Origin of the sequence: Streptomyces sp. NBC_00647 (assembly GCF_045207245.1) — a bacterium.
Lineage (GTDB): Bacteria > Actinomycetota > Actinomycetes > Streptomycetales > Streptomycetaceae > Streptomyces.
This window is the reverse complement of sequence record NZ_CP109040.1, coordinates 8,507,020-8,520,312: the sequence shown is the minus strand read 5'-3', so window position 1 is coordinate 8,520,312 and position 13,293 is coordinate 8,507,020. Positions and strand designations below refer to the sequence as shown.

The following is a 13,293-nucleotide window of genomic DNA, read 5'->3' as shown; positions in this document are numbered from 1 at the left end:
AGGCGTGGCGCTCCCGTGCGGGGCGCGCTCATCAGGCGGGAACGAGCGAGAGGAAGTGGCGGAGGTAGCGGGGGTTGACGCGGCTCATCGACAGCAGCACGTACATGTCCGCGACACCGAAGTCCACGTCGTGCGCGGGCTCCCCGCACACCCACGCGCCCAGCCGCAGATAGCCGCGCAGCAGCGGGGGCAGCTCGGTGCGCCCGGGGCGGGCGACGCCCTCCGCGCTCCAGGGCAGCAGCGGACGGACGCGGAACTCCTCCGGCGCCAGGTGTTTGGCCCGCACCCGGTCCCAGGTGCCCGCGGCGAGCGTGCCGCCGTCGGCGAGCGGTATGGAGCAGCAGCCGGCGAGCCACTCGTGGCCGCCGTCGACCATGTAGCGGGCGATCCCGGCCCAGATCAGGCCGATGACCGCGCCGTCACGGTGGTCGGGGTGGACGCAGGAGCGGCCGACCTCGACCAGCCCGGAGCGGATTCCGGCCAGCGGTCCGAGGTCGAACTCGCTCTCCGAGTAGAGGCGTCCGGCGATCGCGGCACGCTCGGGCGGCAGCAGCCGGTAGGTGCCGACGACCTGGCCGGTCTCCGTGTCACGGACGAGCAGGTGGTCGCAGTACGCGTCGAAGGCGTCGATGTCGAGGCCCGGCTGCGGGGTGTTCAGGAGGGCGCCCATCTCCCCGGCGAAGACGTCGTGGCGCAGTCGCTGGGCGGCCCGGACGTCGGCCTCGTCGCGGGCCAGGGTGACGGTGTAGCGGGTGGGAGCGACGGGCTGGGGCGGGCTGTCGAGGGTGGAAACGCCGGTCATGGCACTCTCCTGGTCACGGGCCGGTTCGGCGGAGGGGGTACCCCTTGCTCGAAAGGAGCTGAGAGCTCGGGGGAGGCAGGCCGGATCCGTTCGGTCTGCGCGCTCCTGTTCTTCCGATGCCGGTTGGCGTGCGCGTGACCAGTGCCAGGAGGACGGATGTGAGGATGCTGAATGACAGGGGTGGCCCGGAAACGCGAGACGGGACCGGGGAGGAGCACCACACCCGGTCCCGCCCGTCCGCACCGTACGGCGAACGACTTTGCGGCTAACGCCTGCCCTGCTTGCGGGTGGCGCGCAGCCACTCCTTGTTCATGCCGGTGATGGAGACCAGAGGGATGCCCTTGGGGCAGGCGGTCGCGCACTCTCCCGCGAGGGTGCAGCCGCCGAAGCCCTCGTCGTCCATCTGCGCCACCATGTCGAGCACCCGGGTCTCCCGCTCCGGCGTGCCCTGGGGCAGTACGTTCAGGTGGTTGACCTTGGCCGAGGTGAACAGCATCGCGGCGCCGTTCGGGCAGGCCGCGACACAGGCGCCGCAGCCGATGCACTCGGCGTGCTCGAAGGCGAAGTCGGCGTCGGGCTTGGGTACGGGCGTGGCGTGTGCCTCAGGAGCGGCCCCGGTCGGGGCGGTGATGTAGCCGCCGGCCTGGATGATCCGGTCGAAGGCGGAGCGGTCGACGACGAGGTCCTTGACGACCGGGAATGCGGAGGCCCGCCACGGCTCGATGTCGATCGTGTCGCCGTCGTGGAAGGAGCGCATGTGCAGCTGGCAGGTGGTGGTGCGCTCGGGTCCGTGGGCGTCGCCGTTGATGACCAGGCTGCAGGCGCCGCAGATGCCCTCGCGGCAGTCGTGGTCGAAGGCGACGGGGTCGTCGCCTTCGAGGATGAGTTCCTCGTTGAGGGTGTCGAGCATCTCCAGGAAGGACATGTCGGCCGAGATGCCGTCCACCTCGTACGTGGACATCGCTCCGTCGGCGTCGGCGTTCTTCTGCCGCCAGACGCGCAGGGTGAGCTTCATGCGTAGCTCCGCTGGGTGGGGTGGACGTACTCGAAGACCAGGTCTTCCCTGTGCAGGACGGGCGCGTCACCGGTGTCGGTGAACTCCCAGGCGGCCGCGTACGAGAACTCCTCGTCCCGGCGGGCCGCTTCGCCGTCCGGGGTCTGGGACTCCTCGCGGAAGTGGCCGCCGCAGGACTCGGCGCGGTGCAGCGCGTCGAGGCACATCAGCTCGGCGAGCTCCAGGTAGTCGACGATCCGGTTGGCCTTCTCCAGGGACTGGTTGAACTCCTCGCCGGTGCCGGGAACCTTGATGCGCCGCCAGAACTCCTCGCGGATCTGGGGAATGCGCTCCAGGGCCTTGCGCAGGCCGCTCTCGGTACGGGCCATGCCGCAGAACTCCCACATGAGTTCGCCGAGTTCGCGGTGGAAGGAGTCGGGGGTGCGGTCGCCGTCGACGGCGAGGAGCAGCCGCAGCCGGTCCTCCGTGTCGGCCAGCACCTCCTGGACGGCGGGGTGTTCGTCGGTGATCTCGTCGTGGTGGGGGTTGCGGGCGAGGTAGTCGTTGATGGTCGACGGCAGAACGAAGTAGCCGTCGGCGAGTCCCTGCATGAGGGCCGAGGCGCCGAGCCGGTTCGCGCCGTGGTCGGAGAAGTTGGCCTCACCGATGGCGAACAGGCCGGGGACGGTGGTCTGGAGGTCGTAGTCGACCCACAGTCCGCCCATCGTGTAGTGCACGGCGGGGTAGATCCGCATGGGCACGGTGTACGGGTCCTCGGCGGTGATCCGGGCGTACATGTCGAAGAGGTTGCCGTACTTCTCCTCGACCCGGGCGCGGCCCATCCGCCGGACGGCGTCGGCGAAGTCCAGGTAGACGCCCTGGCCGCCGGGGCCCACCCCCCTGCCCTCGTCGCAGACGTTCTTGGCGGCGCGGGAGGCGATGTCACGGGGCACGAGGTTGCCGAAGGCGGGGTAGATGCGCTCCAGGTAGTAGTCGCGCTCGTCCTCGGGGATCTCGTTCGGCGGCCGGGTGTCGCCGTGCGCCTTGGGAACCCAGATACGGCCGTCGTTGCGCAGCGACTCGCTCATCAGCGTCAGCTTCGACTGGTGGTCGCCGGTGCGCGGGATGCAGGTGGGGTGGATCTGGGTGAAGCAGGGGTTGGCGAAGTACGCGCCGCGCCGGTGGGCCCGCCAGACGGCGGTGGCGTTGGAGTTCATGGCGTTCGTCGAGAGGTAGAAGACGTTGCCGTAGCCACCGCTCGCCAGGACGACGGCGTCCGCGTAGTACGTGTCGATCCTGCCGGTGATCAGGTCGCGGGCCACGATGCCGCGGGCCCGTCCGTCGACCACGATCAGGTCGAGCATCTCGGTGCGCGGGTGCATCTCGATGTTGCCCGCGGCGATCTGCCGGGACAGCGCCTGGTAGGCGCCGAGCAGGAGTTGCTGGCCTGTCTGGCCGCGGGCGTAGAAGGTGCGGGAGACCTGGACGCCGCCGAAGGAACGGGTGTCGAGGAGTCCGCCGTACTCGCGGGCGAAGGGCACGCCCTGCGCGACGCACTGGTCGATGATCTCGACCGAGATCTGCGCCAGGCGGTGGACGTTGGACTCGCGCGCCCTGAAGTCGCCGCCCTTGACGGTGTCGTAGAAGAGCCGGTGGACGGAGTCGCCGTCGTTGCGGTAGTTCTTCGCCGCGTTGATGCCGCCCTGCGCGGCGATCGAGTGGGCACGGCGTGGGGAGTCCTGGTAGCAGAACTGGACGACGTGGTAGCCCTGTTCGGCGAGCGTGGCGCCCGCCGATCCGCCCGCGAGGCCGGTGCCGACGACGATCACGGTGTGCTTGCGGCGGTTGGCCGGGTTGACCAGCCTGGCCTCGAAGCGGCGCTTGTCCCAGCGCTCGTTGACGGGCCCCTGCGGGGCCTTGCCGTCGACGACCGGTTCACCGGTCCGGTAGGCAGCGTATGCGGTCATGTCAGCTCACCACTCCGGTCATGACACCGACGGGTACGGAGATGAACCCCGCCGTGAGCACCAGCGCGAGAACGTTGGCGACGGTTTTGAGGGCACGGTCGCGGGTGCGGCTGCCGGCCCCGAGGGTCTGGGCGGCGCTCCAGAAGCCGTGCCGGACGTGCAGGCCGAGCGCGAGCATGGCGACGATGTAGACGACGTTGCCGTACCAGGTGGAGAAGGTGTCCACGACGTTCTGGTAGGGGTGGCCCTCCTGGAAGCCGCCGGAGTGCACCGTGCCGGTCGTCAGGTCGAGGAGGTGCCAGACGATGAACAGGCCGAGGATGATCCCGCCCCAGCGCATGGTGCGCGTGGCGTAGCTCGCCCGCCGCTTCCGGTGGACGTACTTGTCGGGGCGCGCCCTGATGTCGCGGCGGCTGAGCTGGTAGGCGGAGACGGCGTGCGCGACCACGGCGACGACCAGCACCACACGGATGAGCCACAGCGTCCACTCGTAGTGCATGAAGGGTTCGCCGACGGTGCGCAGCCAGTGCGCGTAGTGGTCGAACTCGCCCGCGCCGAAGTAGATCTTCAGGTTCCCGATCATGTGGGCGACCAGGTAGAGCAGCATGATCAGGCCGCTGACGGCCATCACGGTCTTCTTGCCGACGGAGCTGTCCCACACGGTGCGCGCCATGGACGGCCGTCGGTCCGTCCGCGTTGCCAGAGCCATGGGACAGAACGCTAAGACCCGGGGAACCGATCAGTCCAAGACATGGTCCAGCTGGTTTCCATAGGCATGAACTATCGTCGAAGGATGCAGTTCCAGCAGCTCCAGTACTTCGTGGCCGTCGCGGAGACCCGGCATTTCACCCGGGCCGCCGATCTGGTGCATGTCGCGCAGCCCTCGCTGTCCCAGCAGATCAAGTCGCTGGAGCGGGAGTTGGGGGCGGATCTCTTCCTGCGGGCGCGCGGGAACATCACGCTCACCGACGCGGGCGAGGCGTTGCTGCCGCTGGCCCGGCGCATCCTCGCGGACGCGGACACGGCCCGGCACGAGGTGCAGGAGCTGGCCCAGCTGCGCAGCGGCCGGGTGCGGCTCGGCGCGACCCCGAGCCTGTGCACGGGCCTGCTGCCCGACGTGCTGCGCGCCTTCCACGACCGCTACCCGGGCATCCGTCTGCTGATCGAGGAGGGCGGCTCGCACGATCTCGTACGGGAACTCGCGCGCGGCGCCCTGGACCTCGCCCTGGTCGTCCTCCCGCTGCCCACCCCGTCCCCCGCGCTGACCACGGTGGAGCTGCTGCGCGAGGACCTGGTGGTGGTGTCGTCGCCGGACGCCCCGGCGCCCGGCGGGGGCGGCCGGCGCACGGTGCGTGTCGCCGATCTGGAGGGCGAGCGGCTCGTGATGTTCCGGCACGGCTACGACCTGCGGGAACTGACCGTCGCCGCCTGTCGCGCCGAGGGCTTCGAACCCGACTTCGCGGTCGAGGGCGGCGAGATGGACGCGGTCCTCGGCTTCGTCCGGGCGGGCCTCGGCGTGGCCGTCGTCCCGCGTATGGTCGCCACCCGGTCCGGGCGCGGCCTGCGGGTGACACCGCTGGCCCGGCCCGGTCTCCACCGGACGATCGCGCTGGCGCACCGCAGCGACGTGGCGCCGCCGCGGGCGGCCCGGGAGCTTCAGCGGATGCTGCTGGAACGCTGAGGGCGGGCGGACCCGGGCGCGCGGCGCGGCACCACGGGCCCGGCCCGGTTCACCAGGTGGGGATGAAGCCGCCGTCGATGACGAAGTCGCTGCCGGTGATGTTGCGCGCGCGGTCCCCGGCGAGGAAGAGCACCAGGTCGGCGACCTCGGACGGCTTGGAGAAGCGGCCGGTGACGGTCGCGCCGGACGCCTGGGCGACCACGTCGTCGGGGGTGAGCCCGGCCGCCGCCGAGACCGTCGCCGCCACTCCCCCGCCGCCGAGCCACAGGTCGGTCTCCACCGGGCCGGGGCTCACGGTGTTGACCCGGACGCCCTTCGGGCCGACCTCCTTGGACAGCGCCTTGGAGAACGCGACCAGGGCGGCCTTGCCGGCGCTGTAGTCGATGACCAGAGGGTCGGGCAGGGTCGCGTTGACCGAGCCGATCGTCACGATCGAGCCCTGCCCGGCGGCCAGCATCGACGGCAGGGCCGCACGGGTGACCCGTACGGCCGTCAGCAGGTTCAGATCCACGGTGCGCCGCCACTCCTCGTCGGTCACCGAAAGGAAGCCACCGGTGCGGGCGGGGGCCGAGCCCACGTTGTTGACCAGGACGTCGATCCGCCCGCCCGCCGCCTCGACGAGCCGTCCCGCCGCGTCGGGTTCGGCGAGGTCGACGGGCACCCAGGTGACGTGACCCTTGCCGACCAGCGCGTCGAGGCCCGGGGACGTGCCGCGGGAGCCGGCGATCACCGTCGCGCCCGCGCCGGCCAGCGTCTCGGTGACCGCGAGTCCGATGCCCTTGCTGGCTCCGGTGACGACGGCGGTCCTGCCCTGAAGTTCCGTACTCATCCGTCCGGCTCCATCTGTGAGAGGTGCGTCCTGTCAGTGAGACATACGGAGGGCCGGGCGCGCGAGGCGTGCGGGCGGCGGGCGCCCCGGCCGCCGGGCGGGTCATGACATCCGGCACGGTGCGGCGCGCCGTCCTCCCACGCCGACGCGGCGCGGCCTCCGTTCCGGGAGACCGCGCCGCGTGGATGCGCTCAGGCGGTCGCGTCGACCAGCGCCAGCTCGTGCAGCCGCTCCGGCGGCCCGGGCCGTGCGTAGTACCAGCCCTGGGCGGTGTCGCAGCCCAGTATCCGCAGCTGTTCGGCCTGGGCGCCGGTCTCCACGCCCTCGACCGTGACCGCGAGGTCGAGACTGTGGGCGAGCGAGACGATGCCCTCGACGATCTTCAGATCGACCGGATCCGCCGGGAACTGCTGCATGCCCTGGGTGAAGGACCGGTCCAGCTTGAGGATGCTGACCGGCAGGCGGCGGAGGTTGGCGAGATTGGAGTAACCGGTGCCGAAGTCGTCGAGGGCGATGTCGACGCCCATCTCCGCGAGCCGGCGCAGGGGTTTGAGCAGGTCGTCGTCGGCGCCGATCAGCGCGGACTCGGTGACCTCCAGGCACAGCGCCCGGGCGTCGAGGCCCTCGCGTTCCAGGATGTCGACCGTGTCCTGGACCAGGCCGGGATGGGTCAGCTGGCAGGGCGAGAGATTGACGTTGACGCGGAGCGGGCCCGCGCCGGAATGCCGTTCCTGCCAGGTGCGGGCCTGGCGCACCGACTGCTCCAGGACCCAGCGGCCGAGCGGCACGATCAGTCCGGTGTGCTCGGCGAGCGGGATGAAACGGTCGGGGCCGAGGACGCCGTGCTGCGGGTGCAGCCAGCGCACCAGCGCCTCCGCGCCGCGCACACTGCCGTCGCCGAGGTGCACCAGCGGCTGGTACTCGATGAAGAACTCGCCCCGGTCCAGGGCGGCGGGCAGCGCGGTGGTGAGGCCGTTGCGGGTGATGGCGCGGGCGTCGGCCTCGGGGTCGGCCAGTTCGAAGCGGTTGCCGCCCGCGGACTTGGCCCGGTACATCGTGATGTCGGCGCTGCGCAGCACCTCGGCGGCGCCGCGCTCCCCGGCCGGGCCCTCGACGACGCCGACGCTGCCCCGCACGGTCAGGTCTCGGCCGTCGACCCTGATCGGGGTCACCAGCGCGTTCATGATGCGCCCGGCCAGCTCGTCGACCTCGCGCTCGGTGTTCGGGCCGGTGGTGAGGGCCACGAACTCGTCGCCGCCGAGCCGGGCGACCATCTCGCCGGGAGCGGTGGCACAGGACTGGAGACGGTCGGCGACCTCGACGAGCAGCCGGTCGCCGGCCGCGTGCCCGAGGCTGTCGTTGATGGTCTTGAAGCCGTCGAGGTCGAGGTAGCACAGGCCGAAGCGCTGGCCCTTCCCCGCCGCCAGCGCCTTCTCCAGACGCTCGAAGAACAGGGTCCTGTTGGGCAGTCCGGTGAGCGCGTCGTGCGTCGCCTCGTAGCGCAGCCGCAGATTGAGCAGCCGCCGCTCGGTGGTGTCCTCCATCAGCGCCAGCTGGTACTGGGGTTCGCCGTCCGCGTCGCGCAGCAGCGAGACCGTCAGGTTGGTCCACAGGGCGGTGCCGTCGGGGCGGTAGAAGGCCTTCTCGACGTGATAGTGCTCGCGCTCGCCGCGCACCAACTCCTCGTACAGCCGCCACACTTGGGGCGCGTCCTCGGCGTGGGTCCACTCCGTGACCCGGCGGCCGCGCATGGACTGTTCGGAGCCGCCGAACATCCTCAGCAAGGCTCCGTTGACCTGGAGGATGTTGCCGTCGAGGTCGGCGATGCCGATGCCTATGGCCGCGCCCTCGAAGACCGCGCGGAAGCGGGCCTCGCTGTCGTGCAGCGCCTCGGCGACCGCGCTGCGCGCGGTCAACGCCGCCTGGGAGATGGCCTGCTGCTCGGCCAGCGTCCGCTCCCGGAGCGCCTGCGCGTATCCGGCGGCCATGGCGTGCTGGAGGCGGGCGGAGCGGGTCCGCAGCGCCTCCTGGGGCCCGTCCTCGCCGCAGTAGAGCACCAGATAGGCGTCGACGCAGTCGAGGGCGCGGCTGAGCGCCTCGGGGTCGGTGCAGTGTGCGGCGACGAGCGCGGCGCCGACGGCCCGGCCCTCGGCCGCCTCGAAGTTCCTGGCGCGCAGCGCCTCACTCAACCGCCGTGCGAGCGGCAGCAGTTGTTCCTCGAACTCGGGCCGGGTCAGCGAGGTGGAGGTGACGGGGAAGACCGCGCGGCTCCAGATCGTCGCGAACCGGCGCAGTCTGTCTTCCGGCCCGTCCGGCTCGGCGGTCACGCCGTGCGTCCCACGCCGCCGAACCCGGAGAAGGAATAAGGATCCTCGTCCTCGGGTGCCGTGTCGGGCCGCCAGTTCGGCATCGGCACCAGTCCGGGTTCCACCATGTCGTACCCCTCGAAGAACCGCGCGATCTCCTCGCGCGTGCGCATGATCAGCGGGTTGCGGATGTTCTTGTAGACGTCGACCGTGCCCTCGGCCTGCTCCTTCGGGAGCGGAATTCCCTCGAAGGAGGCATGCGTGACGACGAGCAGGCTGCCCGGCGCGAGGGCGTCGCGCAGTTCGGCCACCGCCCGGTACGGGTCGTCCGCGTCTTCCACGAAGTGAAGTATGGCAACGAGAAGCAGGGCGACCGGCCGGTTCAGGTCGATCAGTTGCTGAACCTGGGCGCTCGCCAGGATTTCCTGGGGCTTGAGAAGATCGGCGGCGACGACGTCCGCGTCCTCGTTGTCCCGCAGCACGGCCTGGCTGTGTGCGACGGCAACCGGATCGTGGTCGACGTAGACGACCCGTGCGCCGGGCCGGGTGGCCTGGGCGATCTCGTGGACATTGCCGAATGTCGGGATGCCCGAGCCGATGTCGAGGAACTGATCGATGCCCTCGCCGGCCGCGAAGCGAACGGCCCGGCGCATGAACGCCCGGTTCGCCTGCATGACCTTGGGAAGTCCCGGCACGAACTCCATCGCCTTGCGTGCCGCTTCCCGGTCGACCTCGAAGTTGTGCGAACCGCCCAGGTAGTAGTCGTAGATACGGGACACGCTCGGCACTGAGATGTCAATGCTGCGGGGGGCCCAGGCGGGACGCTCCATCTATCTCTCCAAGGCGTAGGCGACGGCGTAGACGATCCGGTGTTCGAGCAGAGGCTACTGATCGCCCGCCAAAGGAGCGAGTCAAAACGGAAATTGGCCGTCCGTTCCCGGTCACTGCCAAGGGCAAGTGCCGAATTGGCGCCTGCGAACGTCGCTGCCGCACGCAACTCACCGCCGCCGCGAAATCGCTCCGAAGCATTCCAAAAAGCTCCGCGGAGTCACGAAGCGTGGCCACCTCGCGCGGAGAACAGCCGCGTTCTTTCACATCCGGGCCGGCCGTCGGGACCTTTCACGTCGCCACGCAGCCGAAATGTTTCGGCCACGTCCGGACACACCACCGCCCATGACAAAGGTCCGCCCCCTCCGTGCGGTGCGGAGGGGGCGGACCCTGGAGAGGCGATTCCCTACTCGGAGGCGCCGACCGGCTTTCCTTCGGGCGAGACGGCGTACCACGTGCCGCCGACGCCCTGACCGTTGGTGTCACCGGGAGCGGTGTCACCGGAGAAGGTGTAGATCGGCCAGCAGTTGACCGACATCTGCTTCACGCCGTCCGGGCGGGTGAAGGGCATCAGGCCCTTCTTCTTGACGCCCTTGGTGTCGTCCTCGGAGACCGGCGCGACAGCGGGCCACTTCTCCAGGCAGGCGCCGATGCAGGCCGACTTCGAGACGGGCCAGGCCTGGTCCTTCATGAAGCGGTAGACGGTCATGCCGTTCTTGTCGACGACGATCTCGCCGAGCTTCGGGTCCTTGCGGACCGACAGGCCGGGCAGGTCGGCCAGCGTGGCCTTCTTGCCGTTGGGCGCGGAGGCGAACCAAGTACCGCCCACACCCTGGCCGTTGGCGTCTCCGGCCTTGGTGTCCTTGGCGTACCGGTACATGGGCCAGCCGCCTATGGTCAGCTGCTTCGTACCGTCGGACCGGGTGACCTCGCCGAGCAGTGCCTTGTCGACGCCGGTGGCGGCCTCGGCGCCGTCGGCGGGCACGGGCGGCCAGGCGGTCGCGCAGTCGCCGTTGCAGCTCGACTTCGGCGGTTCGGCGGTGTCCTTGTCGAAGCGGTAGAGGGTGAGTCCGGCCCCGTCGGTGAGTACCTTGCCGAGCTTCGCGCTCTCCGACACGGCGAGCTGGCCCGCGGTTTCCGCCTTGGCACCGGCGGTCTCCTTGGAATCGGCGCCGTAGCCATTGCCCGCGGTGGTGCTCGTCCCGTATCCACCCGCGGCGGCGGTAGCGCCCACGTTCTGGCTGCCCGTCGAAGGGGTGCCCTGTTCCTGACCACACGCCGTCGTGAGCGCCAGCACGGCCGCAGCTGACGCTACGAGTGAGGCGCTCCGCCAGGAGGTCTTCATTGGTAACTCCCGCTGTTCGCGTAAATGTTGCAGCGCCCTACTGCGCCGCGCATGGCCCTAGATACGGGCGGGAGGGGCAGGAGTGTTCAAACAGGCCTCAACTTTCTTTCGGAAACCTGTGACGCGAGCGACGCGTCTAGCACACACGTGCACACGACGGCCGCGTTTCCCGCCGCGCACGTCAAGTCGCCGGGAGTCGGACGTACCCCCTTCGGGGGCAATCCCCGACACTGCGGCACGGCCCGGTCCGGCGCGCCCCATGATCTTCGTCGTGCATGGACCCCAACGGACCCGATCCGCCCTCGTCATACGGGCATTGGCGCTGACGGCGCTCACCTGGCTCCTCGTCGGCGCGCCGAGCGGTACGGCCGCGGCCGACGCCTGCGCCTACGCCTCCACGGGCCCGGACAGCGGCGGGACCACCGCGGTGGCCGTGGCGGGCGGCGGGGCGGTCGCGGTCGCCGGGAACACCATCCGGTGCCCGGCCCCGACCACACCCCCGCCCTGCCCGCCGACCCCCACACCGACCCCGCCACCGCCCCCGAAGCCCCCTCCTCCGCCGAAGCCGAAGCCGACGCCGCCTCCTCCCCCGCCCACCCACGCGCCGAAGCCCCAACCGCCTCCTCCGCCGCCTCCGCCTCCCCCAGCGCCGAAACCGAAGCCCGCGCCGCCACGGCCGGCGGCGGTCCCGGCGCCGAGACCCACGCCGAAGCCCGAGCCCACGCCGAGCGCGCGTCCAGCGCCCTCGCCGGCCCCGGTCAGCTATCCGGCGTACCGCACCCCGCCGCACAAGCACCCGCCCCGCAGCGGTCCGTCGCTGGTCTCGTTCACCCTGCTCATCACCGCGCCCGCGGTGCTCGCCGTCGCGGCGCTGCGCCCGCGCTGACCCTGGAGGCAAACTTTGTCGGATTGGCTTGTTCTCGCCCTCGCGATGGCGGCCGCGTGCCTCGTGGTCCTCATCGTGACCCTCGTACGCCATCGCAGGGCCCGCGAGGACGAGGACCCCACCGAGACCCCGGACGTCATCGAGTACATGACGATGATGATCGGCGTGGTGTACGCCATCGTCCTCGGTCTGGCCATCGCCGGTGTCTGGGAGGCCCGCGGCGGCGCCCAGGACCATGTGCAGGCGGAGGCCCAGGCCCTGCACGAGATCTCCGAGCGGGTCCGGGTCTACCCGCCCGACGTGCGCGACCGCATCCGCGGCGATGTGGACGCGTACGTTCACTTCGTGGTCACCACCGAGTGGAAGGCCATGGCCGAGCACGGCGAGGTGACCGCCGAGGGAGCCCGGCTGTTCGAGAACATCCGGCACGACGTCACCGACTACGAGCCGAAGTCGGACTTCGAGGCGCAGACCTACCAGCCGCTCCTCGACCAGGTGACGGCGGCCGACGCCGCCCGCAGCGCCCGGGCCGACTCGACCGGGGCCACCATGCCGGGGGTGGTGTGGTTCGGGCTCATCACCGGCGCCGTCGTCACGGTCGGGATGATCTTCGCGCTGCAGATCCGGCGCACCGCCCGGGAATTGATCCTGGCCGGGCTGTTCTCCGCCCTGATCGCCTTCCTGCTGTTCCTGATCTGGGACTTCGACGCGCCCTACAGCCGTGGGATCACGGCGTCGGTGGAGCCCTTCACGGCTCTCTTCCCGAACCTTCCCGGGTGACGGACCCTCCTTCCCGGGCGGCGGACCCCTGAGCGGGACGCGGCGGCCGGGGGACACACGCCACGCCGTGTCCGTCCCCCGGCCGTACGCGTGCCGCCCCCCGGACGGCCCACACGATTGACCCGTTCGCGCGACTGGGATCGCGCCGGCGGGCACCCTTTCCTAGCGTTTCGATCATCGAGGTGCATTTCTGGCGCAAGCGGAAAAGGTCCGCAGCAAGGCTCCTCGGGGACCTGGAGGCTCACCATGCGCGCGATACGCGTCGCTTCGGCCGCACTGCTGGGCGTGACCGCCCTGACCTTCACCGCACCCGCCGCCTTCGCCGGTGACGGCGACAGCCACAACATCACCCCGTTCGCCTTCAGCGTGCAGCCGTCGACCGTCTCCGCGGGCGGTCAGGTGTCGCTGCTCCTGAAGCGGGACGGCGGGTGCAAGGGAAACGCCACGGTCACCTCCGGTGTCTTCGACACCGTCACCATCCCGCCGGGGCAGTCCTCGGCCACCGCCATGGTCGACTGGGACGCCAGACCCGGGGCCGTGTACGACGTGACGTTCTCGTGCGGCGGAGCGAGCGGCAGCACCGGTCTCACCATCGCCGGGGGCCGGCCGGTCACGCCGACCCCGGTCCCGCTCCAGCGGGGTGTCCGGGCCGGTGTCGGCGGCAGCGCCGGCGGCTTCGACCTGAAGGAGATCGGCATGGGAGCGGCGCTCATCGCCGGTTCCGTCGGCGCGGCCTGGTACATGTCCCGCCGGCGCACCTCGTCCGACGACTCCTGACGGAGCGGCACAGCCCTTCGCCCCGGACCCCCTCGGGAGGGTCCGGGGCGAAGGGCTGTCTCGCGCGCGCACCGCGCGCTGCCCGCGGGGGACGGCCG

The 13,293-nt window shown here is 71.0% G+C and carries 12 protein-coding genes; 4 read left to right on the top strand and 8 right to left on the bottom strand.

The genetic code is table 11. The features are described from left to right. Window positions 1-31: 31 nt before the first annotated feature. From OG788_RS37350 to OG788_RS37335, 4 genes are all read right to left on the bottom strand, one after another. On the bottom strand, window positions 32-802 hold the full coding sequence (locus OG788_RS37350) for a GNAT family N-acetyltransferase (RefSeq protein WP_406375412.1): 771 nt from the start codon (window positions 800-802) through the stop codon (window positions 32-34). A gap of 265 nt (window positions 803-1,067) precedes the next feature. Beyond that, window positions 1,068-1,817, bottom strand: coding sequence for a succinate dehydrogenase/fumarate reductase iron-sulfur subunit (locus OG788_RS37345; RefSeq protein WP_356756138.1), 750 nt, complete (start codon window positions 1,815-1,817; stop codon window positions 1,068-1,070). Further along, a complete protein-coding gene (locus OG788_RS37340; protein WP_406375411.1) occupies window positions 1,814-3,763 on the bottom strand; it encodes a fumarate reductase/succinate dehydrogenase flavoprotein subunit in 1,950 nt (649 codons plus the stop codon). Before OG788_RS37340 ends, OG788_RS37345 begins: the two co-directional genes overlap by 4 nt. A 1-nt stretch (window position 3,764) precedes the next feature. Further along, the gene (locus OG788_RS37335) at window positions 3,765-4,436 is read right to left on the bottom strand and encodes a succinate dehydrogenase (RefSeq protein ID WP_351554659.1); all 672 of its coding nucleotides are present in this window, start codon (window positions 4,434-4,436) and stop codon (window positions 3,765-3,767) included. Window positions 4,437-4,556: 120 nt separating this feature from the next. On the opposite strand from OG788_RS37335, the gene OG788_RS37330 reads away from it, so the two are divergent. Continuing rightward, the gene (locus tag OG788_RS37330) at window positions 4,557-5,444 is read left to right on the top strand and encodes a LysR family transcriptional regulator (protein ID WP_406375410.1); all 888 of its coding nucleotides are present in this window, start codon (window positions 4,557-4,559) and stop codon (window positions 5,442-5,444) included. 49 nt (window positions 5,445-5,493) lie between these two features. On the opposite strand, the gene OG788_RS37325 is transcribed toward OG788_RS37330, so the two are convergent. The 4 genes from OG788_RS37325 to OG788_RS37310 all read right to left on the bottom strand — a co-directional run bounded on the left by OG788_RS37325 (window position 5,494) and on the right by OG788_RS37310 (window position 10,752). Continuing rightward, window positions 5,494-6,273, bottom strand: a complete 780-nt coding sequence (locus OG788_RS37325; RefSeq protein WP_351554617.1) for an oxidoreductase — start codon at window positions 6,271-6,273, stop codon at window positions 5,494-5,496. 191 nt (window positions 6,274-6,464) lie between these two features. After that, complete coding sequence (locus tag OG788_RS37320; protein ID WP_406375409.1) at window positions 6,465-8,600, bottom strand: putative bifunctional diguanylate cyclase/phosphodiesterase; 2,136 nt, start codon at window positions 8,598-8,600, stop codon at window positions 6,465-6,467. Further along, on the bottom strand, window positions 8,597-9,409 hold the full coding sequence (locus OG788_RS37315) for an SAM-dependent methyltransferase (protein ID WP_406375408.1): 813 nt from the start codon (window positions 9,407-9,409) through the stop codon (window positions 8,597-8,599). Before OG788_RS37315 ends, OG788_RS37320 begins: the two co-directional genes overlap by 4 nt. A gap of 404 nt (window positions 9,410-9,813) precedes the next feature. After that, window positions 9,814-10,752, bottom strand: a complete 939-nt coding sequence (locus OG788_RS37310) for an SCO0930 family lipoprotein (RefSeq protein ID WP_406375407.1) — start codon at window positions 10,750-10,752, stop codon at window positions 9,814-9,816. A 271-nt stretch (window positions 10,753-11,023) separates the two neighbouring features. Between OG788_RS37310 and OG788_RS37305 the strand changes: the two genes are divergently transcribed. The 3 genes from OG788_RS37305 (at window position 11,024) to OG788_RS37295 (ending at window position 13,195) form a co-directional block, all read left to right on the top strand. Next, the gene (locus OG788_RS37305; protein WP_406375406.1) at window positions 11,024-11,638 is read left to right on the top strand and encodes a hypothetical protein; all 615 of its coding nucleotides are present in this window, start codon (window positions 11,024-11,026) and stop codon (window positions 11,636-11,638) included. A gap of 15 nt (window positions 11,639-11,653) precedes the next feature. After that, window positions 11,654-12,418: a hypothetical protein gene (locus OG788_RS37300; RefSeq protein ID WP_406375405.1), complete on the top strand. Its 765-nt coding sequence runs from the start codon at window positions 11,654-11,656 to the stop codon at window positions 12,416-12,418. 246 nt (window positions 12,419-12,664) lie between these two features. After that, window positions 12,665-13,195, top strand: a complete 531-nt coding sequence (locus tag OG788_RS37295; protein WP_406375403.1) for a hypothetical protein — start codon at window positions 12,665-12,667, stop codon at window positions 13,193-13,195. Window positions 13,196-13,293: the final 98 nt, after the last annotated feature.

Bases quoted from the DNA above. Each gene is read 5' to 3' on its own strand.
- OG788_RS37350 (WP_406375412.1), bottom strand. From the start codon at position 802: ATGACCGGCGTTTCCACCCTCGACAGCCCGCCCCAGCCCGTCGCTCCC.
- OG788_RS37345 (WP_356756138.1), bottom strand. From the start codon at position 1,817: ATGAAGCTCACCCTGCGCGTCTGGCGGCAGAAGAACGCCGACGCCGAC.
- OG788_RS37340 (WP_406375411.1), bottom strand. From the start codon at position 3,763: ATGACCGCATACGCTGCCTACCGGACCGGTGAACCGGTCGTCGACGGC.
- OG788_RS37335 (WP_351554659.1), bottom strand. From the start codon at position 4,436: ATGGCGCGCACCGTGTGGGACAGCTCCGTCGGCAAGAAGACCGTGATG.
- OG788_RS37330 (WP_406375410.1), top strand. From the start codon at position 4,557: ATGCAGTTCCAGCAGCTCCAGTACTTCGTGGCCGTCGCGGAGACCCGG.
- OG788_RS37325 (WP_351554617.1), bottom strand. From the start codon at position 6,273: ATGAGTACGGAACTTCAGGGCAGGACCGCCGTCGTCACCGGAGCCAGC.
- OG788_RS37315 (WP_406375408.1), bottom strand. From the start codon at position 9,409: ATGGAGCGTCCCGCCTGGGCCCCCCGCAGCATTGACATCTCAGTGCCG.
- OG788_RS37310 (WP_406375407.1), bottom strand. From the start codon at position 10,752: ATGAAGACCTCCTGGCGGAGCGCCTCACTCGTAGCGTCAGCTGCGGCC.
- OG788_RS37295 (WP_406375403.1), top strand. From the start codon at position 12,665: ATGCGCGCGATACGCGTCGCTTCGGCCGCACTGCTGGGCGTGACCGCC.